Source organism: Mycobacterium sp. NGS17 (assembly GCF_059813205.1).
In genome coordinates this window covers 48234-63786 of sequence record NZ_JCALED010000001.1, presented here as the reverse complement: position 1 = coordinate 63786, position 15553 = coordinate 48234, and the positions used below count along the sequence as shown (strand labels likewise).

At 66.7% G+C, this 15553-nt stretch carries 19 protein-coding genes; 11 read left to right on the top strand and 8 right to left on the bottom strand.

What is annotated here, in order from left to right; translation table 11 throughout:
• The first annotated feature begins 14 nt into the window (after positions 1 to 14).
• Both AC5Y7E_RS00365 and AC5Y7E_RS00360 read left to right on the top strand, forming a co-directional pair.
• The gene (locus AC5Y7E_RS00365; RefSeq protein ID WP_499947104.1) at positions 15 to 626 is read left to right on the top strand and encodes a DsbA family protein; all 612 of its coding nucleotides are present in this window, start codon (positions 15 to 17) and stop codon (positions 624 to 626) included.
• A gap of 38 nt (positions 627 to 664) precedes the next feature.
• Positions 665 to 1066, top strand: a complete 402-nt coding sequence (locus AC5Y7E_RS00360) for a DUF302 domain-containing protein (RefSeq protein WP_499917562.1) — start codon at positions 665 to 667, stop codon at positions 1064 to 1066.
• A 37-nt stretch (positions 1067 to 1103) separates the two neighbouring features.
• Here AC5Y7E_RS00360 and AC5Y7E_RS00355 read toward each other — a convergent pair whose 3' ends face one another.
• Positions 1104 to 1277, bottom strand: a complete 174-nt coding sequence (locus AC5Y7E_RS00355) for a hypothetical protein (RefSeq protein ID WP_499917563.1) — start codon at positions 1275 to 1277, stop codon at positions 1104 to 1106.
• A 132-nt stretch (positions 1278 to 1409) separates the two neighbouring features.
• Between AC5Y7E_RS00355 and AC5Y7E_RS00350 the strand changes: the two genes are divergently transcribed.
• Positions 1410 to 1865: a MaoC family dehydratase gene (locus AC5Y7E_RS00350; RefSeq protein ID WP_499917564.1), complete on the top strand. Its 456-nt coding sequence runs from the start codon at positions 1410 to 1412 to the stop codon at positions 1863 to 1865.
• Positions 1866 to 1947: 82 nt separating this feature from the next.
• Here the strand turns inward: AC5Y7E_RS00350 and AC5Y7E_RS00345 are convergent, their stop codons facing one another.
• Both AC5Y7E_RS00345 and AC5Y7E_RS00340 read right to left on the bottom strand, forming a co-directional pair.
• A complete protein-coding gene (locus AC5Y7E_RS00345) occupies positions 1948 to 3243 on the bottom strand; it encodes an acyl-CoA dehydrogenase family protein (RefSeq protein ID WP_499917689.1) in 1296 nt (431 codons plus the stop codon).
• Between the two features lie 81 nt (positions 3244 to 3324).
• Entirely contained in the window at positions 3325 to 4023 is a 699-nt protein-coding gene (locus AC5Y7E_RS00340; protein WP_499947103.1) for a GAF and ANTAR domain-containing protein, read from the bottom strand.
• Between the two features lie 159 nt (positions 4024 to 4182).
• Here AC5Y7E_RS00340 and AC5Y7E_RS00335 point away from each other — a divergent pair, with 159 nt between their 5' ends.
• Positions 4183 to 5082, top strand: a complete 900-nt coding sequence (locus AC5Y7E_RS00335) for a manganese catalase family protein (protein ID WP_499917566.1) — start codon at positions 4183 to 4185, stop codon at positions 5080 to 5082.
• A gap of 56 nt (positions 5083 to 5138) precedes the next feature.
• Here AC5Y7E_RS00335 and AC5Y7E_RS00330 read toward each other — a convergent pair whose 3' ends face one another.
• Together AC5Y7E_RS00330 and AC5Y7E_RS00325 are read right to left on the bottom strand one after the other, a co-directional pair.
• Positions 5139 to 5717, bottom strand: coding sequence for a hemerythrin domain-containing protein (locus tag AC5Y7E_RS00330; RefSeq protein ID WP_499947102.1), 579 nt, complete (start codon positions 5715 to 5717; stop codon positions 5139 to 5141).
• Between the two features lie 86 nt (positions 5718 to 5803).
• The gene (locus AC5Y7E_RS00325) at positions 5804 to 6898 is read right to left on the bottom strand and encodes a F420-dependent hydroxymycolic acid dehydrogenase (RefSeq protein ID WP_499947101.1); all 1095 of its coding nucleotides are present in this window, start codon (positions 6896 to 6898) and stop codon (positions 5804 to 5806) included.
• A 51-nt stretch (positions 6899 to 6949) separates the two neighbouring features.
• On the opposite strand from AC5Y7E_RS00325, the gene AC5Y7E_RS00320 reads away from it, so the two are divergent.
• Entirely contained in the window at positions 6950 to 7555 is a 606-nt protein-coding gene (locus AC5Y7E_RS00320) for a GNAT family N-acetyltransferase (RefSeq protein ID WP_499947100.1), read from the top strand.
• A gap of 62 nt (positions 7556 to 7617) precedes the next feature.
• Positions 7618 to 7965: a hypothetical protein gene (locus AC5Y7E_RS00315; protein ID WP_499947099.1), complete on the top strand. Its 348-nt coding sequence runs from the start codon at positions 7618 to 7620 to the stop codon at positions 7963 to 7965.
• 34 nt (positions 7966 to 7999) lie between these two features.
• On the opposite strand, the gene AC5Y7E_RS00310 is transcribed toward AC5Y7E_RS00315, so the two are convergent.
• Positions 8000 to 8674 (bottom strand): TetR family transcriptional regulator, encoded by a 675-nt coding sequence (locus AC5Y7E_RS00310; protein WP_112707223.1) that lies wholly within the window; start codon positions 8672 to 8674, stop codon positions 8000 to 8002.
• A 70-nt stretch (positions 8675 to 8744) separates the two neighbouring features.
• On the opposite strand from AC5Y7E_RS00310, the gene AC5Y7E_RS00305 reads away from it, so the two are divergent.
• The 4 genes from AC5Y7E_RS00305 to AC5Y7E_RS00290 are packed head-to-tail and all read left to right on the top strand — an operon-like array spanning position 8745 to position 12621.
• Positions 8745 to 9848 (top strand): ferredoxin reductase, encoded by a 1104-nt coding sequence (locus AC5Y7E_RS00305; protein WP_499947098.1) that lies wholly within the window; start codon positions 8745 to 8747, stop codon positions 9846 to 9848.
• A gap of 38 nt (positions 9849 to 9886) precedes the next feature.
• On the top strand, positions 9887 to 11002 hold the full coding sequence (locus AC5Y7E_RS00300) for a fatty acid desaturase family protein (RefSeq protein ID WP_499947097.1): 1116 nt from the start codon (positions 9887 to 9889) through the stop codon (positions 11000 to 11002).
• Positions 11003 to 11047: 45 nt separating this feature from the next.
• Positions 11048 to 11572, top strand: a complete 525-nt coding sequence (locus AC5Y7E_RS00295; protein WP_499917573.1) for an SRPBCC family protein — start codon at positions 11048 to 11050, stop codon at positions 11570 to 11572.
• Positions 11572 to 12621, top strand: coding sequence for an LLM class flavin-dependent oxidoreductase (locus tag AC5Y7E_RS00290; protein WP_499947096.1), 1050 nt, complete (start codon positions 11572 to 11574; stop codon positions 12619 to 12621). Before AC5Y7E_RS00295 ends, AC5Y7E_RS00290 begins: the two co-directional genes overlap by 1 nt.
• Here AC5Y7E_RS00290 and AC5Y7E_RS00285 read toward each other — a convergent pair.
• Both AC5Y7E_RS00285 and AC5Y7E_RS00280 read right to left on the bottom strand, forming a co-directional pair.
• On the bottom strand, positions 12618 to 13721 hold the full coding sequence (locus AC5Y7E_RS00285) for a DUF1214 domain-containing protein (RefSeq protein WP_499947095.1): 1104 nt from the start codon (positions 13719 to 13721) through the stop codon (positions 12618 to 12620). The two genes, AC5Y7E_RS00290 and AC5Y7E_RS00285, sit on opposite strands and share 4 nt — an antisense overlap.
• Positions 13718 to 14293: a TetR/AcrR family transcriptional regulator gene (locus AC5Y7E_RS00280; RefSeq protein WP_499947094.1), complete on the bottom strand. Its 576-nt coding sequence runs from the start codon at positions 14291 to 14293 to the stop codon at positions 13718 to 13720. Before AC5Y7E_RS00280 ends, AC5Y7E_RS00285 begins: the two co-directional genes overlap by 4 nt.
• Before the next feature lie 28 nt (positions 14294 to 14321).
• Here AC5Y7E_RS00280 and AC5Y7E_RS00275 point away from each other — a divergent pair, with 28 nt between their 5' ends.
• A complete protein-coding gene (locus tag AC5Y7E_RS00275) occupies positions 14322 to 15551 on the top strand; it encodes a sulfotransferase family protein (protein WP_499947093.1) in 1230 nt (409 codons plus the stop codon).
• Positions 15552 to 15553: the final 2 nt, after the last annotated feature.

Genomic DNA, 15553 nt, shown 5'->3' with positions numbered 1-15553 from the left:
AGGGGTGAAAAGCAATGTCCTCCGCGAAAAATGACCGGACTCGACCGACGGTGACGCTCTGGTTGGACCCGGTGTGTCCGTACTCGTGGAACACCGCACGCTGGCTCCGCGCCGTCGCAGAGAAGACTGGACTGGCGATCGACTGGCACCTGATGAGCCTGGCGGTTCTCAACGAGGGTCGGGAGTTGTCACCCGCGCAGCAGGCTCACATGCGTGACTCGCGGCAGATCGGCCGGCTGATGGCCGCTATAGCGCGCGACCATGGCGACGCGGGATGGAACGCGGCGTATTTCGCCTTCGGCGAGCGACACTTCGACCGCTCAGAGCCTGTCAGCGGCGACCTCCTCGCGCAGGTCTTGATGGCGGCGGGGGCCCGCGGCGCAGAAGCGGCGGCGGTCTCCGACGCGTCCCTGGACGACTTCATCCGGACCCAGCATGAGGAGGGCCAAAAGGCACTCGGTGAGACCGGGGGCAGCCCCATTCTGCTGATCGGCGACCACACATTCTTCGGGCCTGTGCTGACCGGGCTTCCGGATTCCGATGCCGCCACCGCGCTGTTCGATGCGATCGCGACCTTGGCCGCGATTCCGCAGTTTGCCCAACTGCAACGGCCACGCGCGGACTAGCCGCACGCGCGTTCGATGCTGAAACAAGGAGGAAAAGAATGACATCGACGTTGAGCACCACGCTGCACACCTCGTTCGAGGATGCGGTGGACCGGACGACAAAGGCGTTGGCGGATCAGGGTTTTGGCGTCCTGACGACAATCGATGTCAAGGCCACGCTGAAGCAGAAGCTGGGCGAGGACATGGAGGATTACCTCATCTTGGGCGCCTGCAACCCCACGCTCGCGCATCGCGCGCTGGGCATTCACCGCCAGATCGGCCAGCTGTTGCCGTGCAACGTGGTGGTGCGGTCCGATCCCGCCGGTGATGCCGATGCGGTTCTGGTCGAAGCGATGGATCCCCAACTCATGGTCAAGGTGACGGGCGAGCAGGGAGCTCTGCAGGAAGTCGCCGACCAGGCCACCGCCAAGCTGCAAGCGGCGATCGGCGCGCTGGGATAACCCGGATAGCCGCGCGCGCAAGCGCTCGCCGGCCCGACTAGCCGTCTTGGCTGCGCGCTTCGGCGCCCGACTCACCGGCGTCGAACGAGTCATCCGAACCCGCAGCCCCCACATACGAGCCGTCTTCCTCGCCCGCGGCGGCGCGGGACTGAGTCTGGTGGTTCTCAGCGTCCACGTCTTCCTCGGCCTTGTGGCCCTTGTGATCTGGCATGGTGGCTTCCTTTTCTGGGGAGGGGGAGTTCCCCCGTGGGTTCCCTCGACAGCCGAGATGAAACGGCGACCTCCGGCCACAACGTGGAGCCCCGGCGCTATTGTTAGCAGCCGAAACCAAGGAGAACATCGAATGCGCACCTTCGAATCAGTCACCGAACTTGCCGCGGCCGCGGGCGAAGACCTCGGGCACAGCGACTGGGTCACCATCACCCAGGAAGACGTCAACCTGTTCGCCGACGCGACCGGCGATCACCAGTGGATTCACGTCGACCCGGAGCGGGCCGCGTCGGGCCCGTTCGGCAAGACCATCGCCCACGGTTTCATGACCTTGGCGCTGCTGCCCCAGCTGCAGCACCAGATCTACACCGTCAACGGCATCAAGCTGGCAATCAACTACGGTCTCAACAAGGTTCGATTCCCCGCCCCGGTTCCGGTCGGCTCCCGGGTACGCGCCCAGAGTTCGCTGGTCAGCGTCGACGACGTGGGTAACGGCGCCGTGCAGGCGACCATCTCGACCACCGTCGAGATCGAGGGATCGGCCAAGCCGGCGTGCGTGGCCGAAAGCGTGGTTCGCTTCGTCGCATAAAAACCGCGCCTAAAACCCACGTCGAGCGTCGAGTTGTTGCGGTGAAACGCGGGCTTTTTCCCCAACAAGTCGACGCTCGACGTCAGAACTCGGCGACCGCGTGTTCCAGCCGCTCGGCCAGCCGCGCCTGTGCTTCGGCGCGCCGGGTCGGAATGTGGGCTGAGGGGAAAGGCGTTGTCACCGGCTCGTATTCACGCAGGGTCCGGCGGGCGACCGTCATCTTGTGCAGTTCGGTCGCGCCGTCGGCGATGCCCAGGGATTCGGCGGCCACCAGCATTTTGACGAACGGCATCTCATCCGAGACGCCGAGTGCGCCGTGTAGGTGCAGCGCGCGCTGCGCGACGTCGTGCAGGACCTGCGGCATGGCCACTTTCACCGCCGCGATGTCGCGGCGCACCTTCTGATAGTCGTGGTGCTTGTCGATCAACCAGGCGGTGCGCAGCACCAGCAGCCGGAATTGCTCGATCTGGATCCAGCTGTCGGCGATCTTCTCCTGCGTCATCTGGAAGTCGGCCAGCTTCCCATGCCTGGTCCGGCGCGAGACCGCGCGCTCACACATCATGTCAAAAGCCTTGCGCGCCAACGCTATCGTCCGCATGGCGTGATGGATGCGGCCACCGCCCAGGCGGGTCTGCGCGATCATGAACGCCGAACCTTCGCCGCCGAGCACATGGTCGGCCGGCACCCGCACGTCGTTGTAGCGAACGTATCCGTGTGAGCCGTGCTTACCCGACTCGCCCCCCACCGCGACGTTCCGAATGATCTCGATGCCTGGGGTCTCGGCGGGGACGATGAAGAGCGACATCTTGTCGTACGTGCGCGCGTCGGGCTTCGTCACCGCCATGACGATGAAGAACGACGCGTGCTTGGCGTTGCTGGAAAACCACTTCTCCCCGTTGATGACCCAGTCGTCTCCGTCCCGGGTTGCGCTCGTCACGAACATCCCCGGATCGGAACCACCCTGTGGTTCGGTCATCGAGTAACAGGAGGTGATCTCGCCGTCCAGCAACGGCTGCAGGTACCTGGCCTTCTGCTCGTCGGTGCCGAACAGCGCGAGGATCTCGGCGTTGCCGGAATCCGGCGCCTGACAGCCGAATACCGAAGGCGCCCAACGGGAACGCCCGAGGATCTCGTTGAGAAGCGCGAGCTTGACCTGACCGAACCCCTGACCGCCGAGCTCGGGGCGCAGGTGGGCCGCCCACAGGCCCTGGTCCTTCACCTGCTGCTGCAACGGCCGCAGAATGGCCATCATCTCCGCGTTGTGCTTGTCATAGGGGTCGAGGGCGACCAGGTCGAGCGGTTCCAGCTCTTCGACCATGAACTTTTCCACCCAGTCCAGCTTTGCCTGGTATTCGGGGTCTGTTTCGAAGTCCCACACGAGGGCCAACCAATCCCCGGCGCAGCGCCGCGCCGGACTCGTCGATGAAGCCACCCCATCCTAGAGCGAGGCGGCCAGGATTCAGTCGTCGGCGCGGGTGTCTATCACGCGCTGGGCGACGTCGATGAGCTTGGTCTGGCTCTCCTGGGAAAGCCGGCGCAGCAACTCGAAGGCACGCACATCGTCGACGCCGTAGCGCTCCATGATGATGCCCTTGGCCTGGCCGATACGGTCTCGCGTGGACAGGGCCGACAGCATTTGCTGTCCGTGCCGCGAGGCCATGATCGCCGAGGCGGCATGCGCGGCGAACACCGTTCCGATGGTTTCGGCTTCGGTGTCCCACACGTGGGGCCGAAAGCTGAACAGGTTGAGCGCGCCGGCAGTGCGCTCCGCCGTATACAGCTTGAACGAGAGGCTGCTCAGCACGCCGTGCTCCACGGCCGCCGGGGCGTAGTGAGGCCAGCGCGGTTCCTCGCGAAGGTCATCGGTGCGCACGATCGTTTCTTTCAGCGCGGCGTCGTGGCAAGGGCCCTCACCGAAGTCGTGTTGTAGCTTGTCCAGCTTGGCGACCAGGCTGTCGGTGTCGGCGAGGGATTCGAAATCGCCGCCGCCCTTCACCAGCAGTACGCCCGCGATGTCCGCCGCCGGTATCAGCTCCACCGCCGTGGTGGTCACGTCGGCGAGAACCCGGTCGAGCGAGCGCGGCGCCGCGATTTCCCGGGCGAGCTCGGCCATGCGCGTAGCCAGCTCGTGCCGCGAGGTCGCGTCCAAAGACTCCATGGGACCGGATTCTCCACGATGTACCCCCATGGGTCACCCCGTCCCCGCATTTTTCCGCGGCGCCGAACCGCCGAGAAGTTTGCGGACCGCATCGTTTGGCCCCATGAGCCCCGGGTACCCGCCGTCGACAGCCCGATGCCAATCCCCCAGGAGGCCCCAGTGTTTGTGCACAACAAAGATCTTCAATTCGAGGTTCGCGTCGATCGACCCGACCCTCGCTTCGCGTCGCTGCTGATGGAACAGTTCGGCGGAGCCAACGGCGAACTCACCGCGGCGCTGCAGTACTTCACCCAGGCGTTCGTGCTGCGGCAGAAGAACCCCAAGATGTACGACCTGTTCATGGACATCGCGACCGAGGAATTGAGCCACCTCGAAATGGTCGGGTCGATGATCACGATGCTGCTCGACGGGCTCAACGACAACCTCAAGATCGCCAACGAAAAGTGTGACTGGATGCCGGCGGTGGCGTCCAACGGCGGCGGCCGCGACGGCCTCATCCATTCGGTAGCGGTCAACCCGCTGTTCCTGGTGCTCAGCGGCGGTGGGCCCGACGTCAAGGACTCCGGTGGAAACAACTGGACGGGCGCCTACATCGACGCCAACGGTGACCCGACCGTCGACCTGCGCAACAACGTCGCGGCGGAGTCGCGTGCCAAGATCGTCTACGAATACCTCAAGCAATACACCGACGACCCCGGCGTTCAGGACACCCTGACGTTCCTGATGACCCGCGAGGTGGCGCACTATCAGCAATTCAGCGCCGCGCTGAACGAGCTGCCGGTGAACTTCCCACCCGGACAGTTGCCGGGTGACCCACGCTTCCAGAACGTGGCGTTCAACATGTCCAACGGCGGCGGCGAGTCCATCCGCGGCCCGTGGAACCAAGGCCAGGGGCCGTGGCCCGAGGGCATGGAATGGGAGTACGTCGAAAAGCCCGAAGAACAGTGGCTGGGCGGCACCACGCGCAAGAACACGGGCGCTGCCGAGAACCCGCAGGGCTCACCGGCCGTCAACGCCGAGAAGCCATTCACCCACGAACAGCACGTTCCCACAGGATAGTTGGAGCGGAGCAAGGGCCGGGCGTCGATTATTCGGCGCCCGGCCGCCGGCCGGCCTCAGTGCATCTGGGGATCCGGCGGGTTGTCCTCGCCGCGGCCGGTGAGCGCGTCGCGCACGTGGTCGACCGCCGCCGCAGCCATTCCCATCGTTTTCAGCACCGCGGGGTTCGGCGGCGTGCCCGGATGCGGTCGGGTCGGGGCGATCTTCTTCCCGGCTTCCAGCTTCGCGCCGATCTTCTCCAAATCCGCACGGCTCATTACGGTTTCGACCTGAGGCCAAACCTCGTTCTGTTCGTAGGCGATGTGTTCGCGCCCCGCCTTGACGAATTCCTGCAACGCTTCGTGGTAATCCGGCTCGCCCGGCTTACCGTCCTCGAGGCGCTGCAGCAGCTTCTTTCCGGCTTGCTCCTGCTCGATCGCCTTGTCGACGAGTCCGTCACCGATCGCGTCGCGTACCGCGGGCCAGAAAAACTGCTCCTCGATCGCTTCGTGCTGTGACTCGGCGATGATGAGGTTGTTGACCATGGTCTCCAGGCCGCTCGCCTGCGCACCGGACCCCGACGGCGCGCCGTCCAGCGTCTCCAATAAGCCGAGCACGCTCTTATGGTCCTGACGAAGAAAAGTGATTGCGTCCATGCCGTGCCTTCCAGTCGGGGCTGTGAGAAGTTCGCGTGCGGATACCCCGGCTGACCGCACCGAAACGGTAGGCGGGCGAGGTGCGTTCAGCGCAGTTGCGGTAAGACGTTGGCGCGGTAGAAGTCGATGGCGACGACGGGATCGCCTTGGGGAAAGTGCAGGAACGGGATGGCGCCGGCGTCCAGAACCCGCTGCACGGCGTCGACGTGCGGACCTGCGTCGGTGCCGACGGTCCAGCCGGCCAGCACCTTGTCAATGGGGTTGGACTCGGCCGCGCGCTGGATCTCGACGGGGTTGGGCTGATCGACGGCCCCGGCGGTGAAACGCCACAGCGTGGCGGCCCGGGTCGCCTCGGCGTTGTCGCCGACGACCGCGAACAACTCGGCGCGCTTGCCCAGCGCGCCCACATCGCGGCCGGCGTCCCGCGCGCCGGCAGCGAAGGCCGCCAAGAGTTTTGGATTGGTGACATCGTGGGCCTGGGTGATCCAGCCGTCCCCGCGCTGCCCCGCGAGCCGGGCGCTCTTCGGGCCGGAGGCTGCCACGAAGATCGACGGGGGCGTGGCCGGGACGTCGTAAAGCTTCAGCGAATTGGTCTGAAAATAGCGTCCGGAGAAGGAGATTCGCGTGCCACTCCATAGCTGGCGAATCAGGTCGATCGCTTCGGCCAGCCGGTCGTGGCGCTCGGCGTAATTGCCGTAGGTGTCGGTGGTGGCCTGCTCGTTGAGCCGCTCGCCGGTGCCCAGTCCCAGAAACACCCTGCCCGGGTTCAGGATCGCCAGCGAGGCGAAGGCCTGGGCGACTGTGGCGGGGTGGTAACGGTAGCTCGGACAGGTCACCCCGGTGCCGAACGAGACGTGGCTGGTGCCGCTGCCGACCAGCGCCAGCGTCAACCAGGGAAACATCGCGTGGCCCTCGTTGTCCTGCCATGGCTGGATGTGGTCGCTGGCCCACACGTACTGGAAGCCGGCCCGTTCGGCCGCCTGAGCCTGTGCCACCAGGCGATCGGTGCGGAACTGCTCGTGCGAGAGCACGAAGCCCACGCCCTTGCCCGGCGGTGGTGGGCCGCCGGACTTGCCATGTTCGCCAGCCGGTTTCGCGCATCCGTCCGTCAGGCCGACGGATCCGAGCATGCCCGCACCGGCTGCGACCCGACCGAATGCCCGCCGCGAGATGCCGGTCACCGGATCGGCATACCCGTACCACCCGGGCTCACACCCACTAGCCTGATGCGGATGACCCCGCAGGTCCGACCGGCAGTAAAGGCCGATGTCCGTGAGCTCTCCAGCACGCTGGCGCGCGCGTTCTACGACGACCCGGTGATGATCTGGCTGATTCCCGACCAGGACAAGCGGACCGTGCACCTGTCCAGGTTGTTCGCGACGATGACGCGCCACCACCACCTGGCACGCGGGGGCGTGGAGGTGGCCGGCGCGGACGCGGGTATCGGCGCGGCCGCGCTGTGGGATCCGCCCGGCCAGTGGCAGGAGACAACCGGTGGGCAGCTGGCGATGACACCGACTTCCATCCGGGTGTTCGGCCTGCGCTCGATGCGCGGGCGCGCGGTACAGGAACTGATGAAGAGCCTGCACCCCGAGGAACCGCACTGGTACCTGGCCGTGATCGGCAGCGATCCGACGGTCCGCGGCACAGGATTCGGTCAGGCGCTGATGAGGTCGCGGCTGGACCGGTGCGACGCCGAATACTGCCCGGCATATCTCGAGTCGAGCAAGCCCGAAAACGTGCCGTACTACGAGCGTTTCGGCTTCACGGTCACCCGCGAGATCGTGCTGCCCTATGGTGGTCCGAGCCTATGGGCCATGTGGCGCCAGCCGCGGTGACGGCCCGCCAACCGGCCCCCGTCCGCGTTTAGCCCCGCGAAGGCGCGGGCAACCGTCTCGGCATGAGCGATAACCCCCAGGCCGACCTGGATCCCGCGGACTTCCCCGAGGAGGGCGGCCCGGGTGACACCTTGAACGCGAGCGAAAGCACCGACTCGGACGAATTGCGCAATGACGACGGCGACATCGTCGTCGACCCTCCCGAGGGCTGGAGCGAGGCTGACAAGTTCGGCATGACCGCCAGGGAAGGACGCGAGGGCGAGTCCCTCGACGCCCGGTTGGCGGCCGAGGAGCCCGACGTCCCCGATGCCATCGAGCCGGTCGACGACAAACCCCGGCGCGCGCACCGGGGCCAGATCGACGGCACCCCCGAAGACGGCGACTCGCTGTACGAGGTCGTCGACGAATAAGTCAGTGTTCGGCTGTTTACTGCAGCCGACGCGGTCAGGGCGTGCTTCGCCAACCGGCGATGCCGGTCGCGATCATCCTCAGCTGCTTGACGGCGAGCCGGCGGATGTCCTCGGTCGCCTCGGCGCTCTGCGAATCCTCGATGGCCTCCGCGATCACGATCATCGCGTTGACGAACAAGGTCGCCAGCACGTTGAGATCCTCGGTGGTCCACTTGTTCAGCCCGGGAAATCGCGCCAGGTCGGTGGCCAGTTCGGACGTGATCAGCCGGATTTCGGTGCGAATGGCGTATCGCAGCACAGACAGGCCACTGTTGCGTTCCCGGCCGATGAGCCGCCAGTGTTCGCGCCGGTCGGCGACGCTGGCGACCAGGATCTCGACCGAGGACTCGATCACCCGGTTCGGGTCGAGCTTGCCGGCCCGCGCGTCGCGCAGGGTATCGCGCAGGCTCCGAAACGACTCGTCGATCAGGACCAGGCCCAGGGCCTCCATCGATTCGAAATGCCGGTAGAAGGCCGCCGGAACGATGCCTACCTCGCGGGTAACCTCGCGCAGGCTCAAGCTGGAGAAGCTGCGGTCCTGCAACAGCTTGAGGGCCGCGGCGATGATGGCCCGGCGAGTCGCCTCCTTGCGCTCCTCCCGCGACTGGCTTTCGCGCGTGCGCTCGCGACCTGAGCCGCGCCCGCGTGAGCTAGGAGTACGGCTGTTCACTGTGTGAACCCTACCACAGCCAGGCAATAAACCCTTGACTACCTGGCCACCGTGGCCTCATGGTGTACATATGTTCACTCAAACCGCTCAAACTTCGGGCCGAGTCCTCGCGCGGACCCTTCGGCAGCGCGTGTTGGGTTCAGAGCTGTTAGACCTGCTGACCGGTCCGCACGGCGTCGACCGCTACACCGAACTGGTGGCGCCGACCTGGACGCTGGGCGAAGCCCGCGCCAAAGTGACGGACGTGCGCCGGACCACCCCGCGCAGTGTCACCCTGACCCTGACCCCCAACGACACCTTCCTGTCCGCCCACACCTTGAAGGCCGGCCAGCACGTCAACCTCACCGTCGAGATCGACGGCCGTCGGCACACCCGTTGCTATTCGCCCGCCAACGCCGAAGGCACGGCCGGCCTCGAGCTGACCATCGGTCGGCACCAGGGCGGCCTGGTCTCGAATTATCTGTACGAACACGCCCACCGCGGCATGGTGGTCGGCTTGACGGGCACCGGGGGCGACTTCACGTTGCCGGCGCCCGGACCGCAGAGCCCGCAGCGCATCCTCTTCATCTCCGGCGGCAGCGGCATCACTCCGGTGCTGGCGATGGCGCGCACCCTGCTCGCCCAGCGCCATCCGGGCGAGATCGCCTTCATCCACTACGCCCGCACGCCCGCCGAGGCCTGCTACCGAAACGAGCTGGCCGCGATGTCCCCGGTGCGGGTGCTGCACGGCTATACCCGATCCGACGACGGCGACCTCACCGGGCGCTTCGGCCCGGAGCACCTGGCCGCCGCGATGCCGTCGCCCGAAGCGGTATTCGTCTGCGGCCCAACGCCTTTGGTCGAGGCCGTCCGATCGCACTGCGACAACGTGTACACCGAGAGCTTTGTGCCGCCGGCCTTCGACACGCCGGCGGAACCGTCGGGCGGACGAGTCACATTCGCCGACAGCGGCGTTGACATCGTCGACGACGGGCGGTCGCTGCTGGAACAGGCCGAAGCGGCGGGTCTGTCGCCCGAAAACGGATGCCGGATGGGCATCTGCCACACCTGCACGCGCCGCAAAACGGCCGGCACCGTGCGCAACCTGGTCACCGGTGCGGTCTCCACCGCTCCCGATGAAGACGTGCAGATCTGCGTGTCCGTTCCGGTCGGTGACGTGGACCTGTCGCTGTAAACGCCAACTCAGCTCATAAAACGCTTGGAGGACAAGCAATGTCGAACGAAAAGATCACCCTGACCCGCGAACAGGCCGACGCGTTCGGCCGTGAACTCGACGCCATCAAGGAACGCGTGATGGCCGAACTCGGCGAAGAGGACGCCGACTACATCCGTCGCGTCATCAAGGCGCAGCGCGCGCTGGAAGTCGGCGGCCGAGCGCTGCTGTTCGCCGGGTTCCTGCCGCCGGCATGGCTGGCGGGCACCGCGATGCTGGGCCTGTCGAAGATCCTGGACAACATGGAGATCGGCCACAACATCATGCATGGCCAGTACGACTGGATGCGCGACCCGGCGATCTCCGGCCGCACCTTCGAATGGGACACGGCATGCCCGGCCGATCAATGGCGGCACTCGCACAACTACATGCACCACACCCACACCAACATCGTGGGGATGGACCGCGACATCGGCTACGGAATTCTGCGGATGAGCGAAGACCAGCCGTGGCAGCCCTACTTCCTCGGCAACCCCGTCTATGCGTTCCTGCTGATGGTGCTGTTCCAGTACGGCGTCGCGCTGCACGAGCTGGAAACCGAGCGCATTCGCTCCGGCGAGATCCGGCTCGAGGACAAGAGGGAAGTCCTGCGGGCCATCTGGAAGAAGACCCGACGGCAGACCCTCAAGGACTACGTCGCCTTCCCGCTGCTGGCCGGACCCGTCGCTCCGTTCGTCTTCACCGGTAACCTCACCGCCAACCTGATGCGCAACGTGTGGTCGTACATGATCATCTTCTGCGGCCACTTCCCGGACGGGACGCAGGAGTTCACCGTCGAAGAAACCAAGGACGAGTCGCGCGGCATGTGGTACTTCCGCCAGGTCCTCGGCTCGGCAAACCTTACCGGCGGCAGGCTCTTTCACCTGCTGTCCGGCAACCTGTCACACCAGATCGAGCACCACCTGTTCCCCGACATGCCGGCCCGCCGGTACTCCGAGATCGCGCGAGAGGTGCAGGAGATCTGCGAACGCTACGGCATCCCGTACAACCGCGGCCCGCTGCTGCGCCAATTCGGCACCGTCGTCCGCAAGATCGTCCGGCTGACCTTCCCCGACTCGTGGACGCAGCAGTCCGGCGCCGAGAAGTCCCCCGAGCGCGAGCCCGTCGCCGCGTAAATCCGCGCGGTCCGGCCCATTGCCTCGCGACGGGACAGGGGGACAATGAGGTCCGTGGAATGGACCGGCGCGCGCTATGCGGATACCCCGACAGTGGAAGCCTCGACGTGGATCGACGCCGACCCGGCGCGGGTCTGGAGCCTGATCTCCGATATCGCGCTGATGCCGACCTTCAGTGACGAGCTGAAGGCCGTGGAATGGGCCGAGGGATCGGATGGCCCGCGGGTCGGCGCTCGCTTCGTCGGCCATAACGAGCATGACGCCTTTGGGCAGTGGAGCAGCACCTCGCAGATCGTCGCCTGCGACCAGCCGCACGAGTTCGCCTGGGCCGTGGGCCAACCCGACGACCCTGCGGCGATGTGGCGATTCCGGCTCGCCCCCCGCGACGGCGGCACCCTGCTGAACTACTGGATGCAGATGGGGCCGGGCCGCTCGGGCCTGTCGGTGGCCCTCGAGGCGATGCCCGACAAGGAACAGAAGATCGTGTTCGTGCGGCTGCGCGAATTCGAGGGCGCGATCGGAAAAACGCTGGCGGCCATCAAACGGCTCGCCGAGCGCGGAGTGCATTGATGCGGACGGCCACCACGGTCGAGCTGTCCGGCTCAGGCAGCGAGGTCGCCGAGGTCACTGCGCTGGTCGTCGAGGCGGAGAAGCTGGGGCTGGATGTCTGCTGGGTGGCCGAGGCGTGGGGCGCGGATGCGCCGTCGGCGCTGGGCTACCTGGCGGCGCGCACCGAGCGGATCGTGCTGGGTTCCGGCGTGCTTCAAGTCGGCACGCGATCGCCGGTCATGGTCGCCCAGACCGCGATCACGCTGTCCAACCTGTCGAACGGGCGGTTTCTGCTCGGTCTGGGCGCCTCGGGCCCGCAGGTCATCGAGGGCTTGCACGGCGTCTCGTTCAGCCGACCGCTGGCACGCATGTCCGACACGATCGACATCGTGCGGCAGGCGTTCGCCGGCGGGAAGATCTCCTACGCCGGAGAGGCGCTGGAGATTCCGCGGCCCGGCGGTGAGGCGGTGCCGATGCGCTTGTCGACCCGCGCCGAGCACGCCATTCCGGTGTACCTGGCCGCGCTGTCACCGGCGATGCTGCGGTTGACCGGACGCGTCGCCGACGGCTGGCTGGGCACCAGCTTCGTTCCCGAAGGGGCCGGCGACGCCTACTTCGCCCACCTCGACGAGGGGCTGGCGTCCGCGAACCGCACCCGCGCCGATATCGACATCTGCCAGGGCGCCGAAGTCGCTTTCGCCGCAGACGAAGACGAGTTGCGGGGCATGGTCGCGGGCCGAAAAAGCGAGCTGGCCTTCAGCCTCGGCGGCATGGGGTCGTCGAGCACCAACTTCTACAACCGGGCCTACAGCCGGCAGGGTTGGGCAGACGTCGCCGCCGAGGTGCGCGAGCGCTGGCAGAGCGGCGACCGGGACGGGGCGGCCACCCTGGTGACCGACGAGATGGTGCTGGCCACCACGCTCATCGGGACCGAGGAGATGGTCTCCGCACGCCTTAAGGTGTGGCGCGATGCCGGGGTCGACACCGTGCGGCTGTATCCCGCGGGCGAGACGCTGGACGCCAAGCTGGAGACGTTGGGCCGGGCGATCGAACTGGTCCGCGAAACCTAGCTCACGTCGGTGGGGGCGTCGATCGCCTTGACGAGTTTCACCTCGGGCCGCTGCGGCACGCCGTCGGCAAGGAACCACCGAAATGCCAGGTTCCCGCGCGGATACCCCAGCGTGGTAAGCGAATTCGGATGTGACGTCGTGTCGTGAGACAACACGACCGTCACGGAGCCGTCGCTGTTGGCGACGGCGCTGTGGCCGTTGAGGGAGCAGCGGGCATCCTTCGCGCCGAAGGTTGCCATGAACTGATTCCACACCACCAGGTTCCAGAACCTGCATGACGGCGGCCGGTGCGTGATGACCAGCGCCTCGTCTGCGTCGAGCACGAAACTGCCGTAGGCGTAGCAGGCGTCGCGCGCCGACCAGCCGAAGTTGGCATCGGGCACCTGGTAGGGATCGGCGAATGCGTTGGCGGCATGGGCGGTTTCGTGCCCCAATGCGTGCTCCTGATCGACGCGGTTCCCGACGGCCAGCGGCACGATGGCGAACATCGTCCGCAGCCAGGCCGTGGCGGCGCGCAGACTCGCCGCGGTCTCGGCGTCACCGTGCCTGATCGGGTCGGGATCGTCGAGCGCCTCGATGTGCCAGGTCACCGGGCGGCCGGTCAGGGGATCGGCCTGATAGTCGCGCGTCATCAACACGGCCGCATCGGGGGTGGCGGGAAAATCAAAGGTGAAGTTGCCGTCGGCGTCGATATCGAGATCGGTGTCGCGGACGATCGCGACCACCCGATCGGACCAGGCGCCGGGTGATGGCTCGTTGTAAGCCGTCACCGAGAAGTACACGCTGTCACCCTTGTTCCCGCTGATCCGGTACCTGCGGGCGGGATCGACCGGGCAGATGAAGTAGTAGGCGTCGGTGTTGTCCCCGCCCCAGCGGCGGTCGCGGCGGAAGGGAGTGTTCACCGCGACGAACTGCGGCCGACCCGGTTCGGGGAACAAGTAGGTGTCCAGCGCGACGCCAAGGGTGGCGGCGAGCATGCGATAGCCGTCGGCCACGTGCCGGTCGTCGGTGACGGCACGGTCACCCTCGAGGAACGAGTGGTCCAGTTCGCCAAGCGTTTTCAGCAGTTCCTGCCACGCGTGCGTCGACTGTTGCGTCATGCGCCGATTCCTTTCAGGAGCAACTTGGTGGTGCGATCGACCCACGCATCGTCGAGTTCGCCGGCGTGGGTGAGGAGGGAGACCAGCGCGATGCCGGCGATGGTCTCGGCCAGTTCGGCGGCGGTCACGTCGGGCCGCACCTCACCGCGCGCCGCGGCGGCCGCGAGCCAGTCGGCGAGGCCACCGCCGATGACGTCGGCGAACCGCTCCAGCAGCGCCGAATGCAGCGTCGGATCCGCGGCCATCTCGCCGATCAGGCCGGGCAGCGCCGCCCGGGCGGCCGGGGTGCTCAGGAAAGCCATTGTGCGGCGGACCATTTCGCGCAGACCATCGCGAACCCGCCCGCTGTCGGGTATGGCGGTGCCGGCGCCGATCGGGAACACCGCCTCGTGCACCAGGTGTGCCTTGCTGGGCCAGCGGCGATAGATGGCCGGCTTGCTGGTGCCCGCGCGCTCGGCGATGGCGGAGACCAATAGGCCGGGATAGCCGGTTTCGGCCAGCAGCTCGACCGTCGCGCGGAGCACCGCGGCGTCGATCCGGGGATCACGGGGTCTGCCAAAATCCACAACCATTACGAAACTCAGAGTAACATAAGTCGCCGTGAACGTTCGGCTTGACGATCTCGCCTCGCCCCGGTTCAGCCCCGAGGGCCAACAGATTCTGGACATGATGGCCTCGATGGCGCCGGAGTGCCCCTTGGACGCCGGCGCGCTGCACGCCAAGGCCAGCGCCGACACCGGTCTGCATGATTTCGGCCCGACCGATTACCGCGAGCGCCTCGAGGTCTACCTCGCCGCGCTGCGCGAGATCGACGGCCTGCACGACGCCGGGGTGGTGAACTTCTACGGGCAACTGTTGCAGGTGCTCAAGAACCGGCTGCTGTTGGCCGAACTGCTGCGGCGCCATCCCGAGATCAACGGGATCGACCTGCGCTCGCCGGTGGTGATTGCCGGGCTGCCCCGTACCGGCACCACGCACCTGCACAACATGCTCGCCGCGCCGCCGACCTTTCGCACCATGCCGTACTGGGAGAGCAACGAGCCGTTCCCGATGCCGAATGAGGTTGGCATCGAACCGGATCCGCGGCGGACCCGGATGGATGTCGCGGTCGGGGTGATCAACATGGTGATGCCGCATTTCGCGCTCATGCACGAGATGACCACCGACCACGTCCACGAAGAGATCCAGTTGTTGGCCAACGACGTGTCGACGATGCTGCTGGAGACGCTCGCCGAGGTGCCCCGCTGGCGCGACTACTACCAGGCGCACGACCAGACGCCGCACTACCGATACCTGGCGACCCAACTCCGGGCGATGCAGTATCTGCGCGGCGGGCGGCGCTGGCTGCTCAAGTCGCCCCAGCATCTCGAGCAGGTGCCCGTGCTGGATCGGGTGTTTCCCGACAGCATCGTGGTGTTCACCCACCGCGATCCCGTGCCGGTGGCGCTGTCGATGATCGCGATGATCACCTACTCCGCCCGCATGCATCGCTCGCCGGTGCCGGTGGAGCAGATCGCCAACTACTGGATCGATCGCCTCGATCAGATGCTCACCGCGCTCATCCGCGACCGCGACGCCGTCGGGCCGGACCGCTCGATCGACGTCCGGTTCGACGACTTCATGGCCGACGAACTCGGCGTGGCTCAACGGGTATACGCCCTGGCGGGCGAACCGTTCACCGACGAGGCACGCGCGGCCATCGACGACTACCTGACGGGCCACCGGCGCGGACGACTGGGCAATGTCGAGACGTCGTACGAGATGTTCGGGCTGGACGAGGGAACCCTGCGCGAGCGCTTCGCGCCGTATGTCGAGCGATTTCTGGCCTAAGC

What these genes read in the sequence shown, in the direction of transcription:
- AC5Y7E_RS00365 (WP_499947104.1), top strand. Translation starts at nt 15, where the DNA reads ATGTCCTCCGCGAAAAATGACCGGACTCGACCGACGGTGACGCTCTGG.
- AC5Y7E_RS00360 (WP_499917562.1), top strand. Translation starts at nt 665, where the DNA reads ATGACATCGACGTTGAGCACCACGCTGCACACCTCGTTCGAGGATGCG.
- AC5Y7E_RS00355 (WP_499917563.1), bottom strand. Translation starts at nt 1,277, where the DNA reads ATGCCAGATCACAAGGGCCACAAGGCCGAGGAAGACGTGGACGCTGAG.
- AC5Y7E_RS00350 (WP_499917564.1), top strand. Translation starts at nt 1,410, where the DNA reads ATGCGCACCTTCGAATCAGTCACCGAACTTGCCGCGGCCGCGGGCGAA.
- AC5Y7E_RS00340 (WP_499947103.1), bottom strand. Translation starts at nt 4,023, where the DNA reads ATGGAGTCTTTGGACGCGACCTCGCGGCACGAGCTGGCTACGCGCATG.
- AC5Y7E_RS00330 (WP_499947102.1), bottom strand. Translation starts at nt 5,717, where the DNA reads ATGGACGCAATCACTTTTCTTCGTCAGGACCATAAGAGCGTGCTCGGC.
- AC5Y7E_RS00320 (WP_499947100.1), top strand. Translation starts at nt 6,950, where the DNA reads ATGACCCCGCAGGTCCGACCGGCAGTAAAGGCCGATGTCCGTGAGCTC.
- AC5Y7E_RS00315 (WP_499947099.1), top strand. Translation starts at nt 7,618, where the DNA reads ATGAGCGATAACCCCCAGGCCGACCTGGATCCCGCGGACTTCCCCGAG.
- AC5Y7E_RS00305 (WP_499947098.1), top strand. Translation starts at nt 8,745, where the DNA reads ATGTTCACTCAAACCGCTCAAACTTCGGGCCGAGTCCTCGCGCGGACC.
- AC5Y7E_RS00300 (WP_499947097.1), top strand. Translation starts at nt 9,887, where the DNA reads ATGTCGAACGAAAAGATCACCCTGACCCGCGAACAGGCCGACGCGTTC.
- AC5Y7E_RS00295 (WP_499917573.1), top strand. Translation starts at nt 11,048, where the DNA reads ATGAGGTCCGTGGAATGGACCGGCGCGCGCTATGCGGATACCCCGACA.
- AC5Y7E_RS00290 (WP_499947096.1), top strand. Translation starts at nt 11,572, where the DNA reads ATGCGGACGGCCACCACGGTCGAGCTGTCCGGCTCAGGCAGCGAGGTC.
- AC5Y7E_RS00285 (WP_499947095.1), bottom strand. Translation starts at nt 13,721, where the DNA reads ATGACGCAACAGTCGACGCACGCGTGGCAGGAACTGCTGAAAACGCTT.
- AC5Y7E_RS00280 (WP_499947094.1), bottom strand. Translation starts at nt 14,293, where the DNA reads ATGGTTGTGGATTTTGGCAGACCCCGTGATCCCCGGATCGACGCCGCG.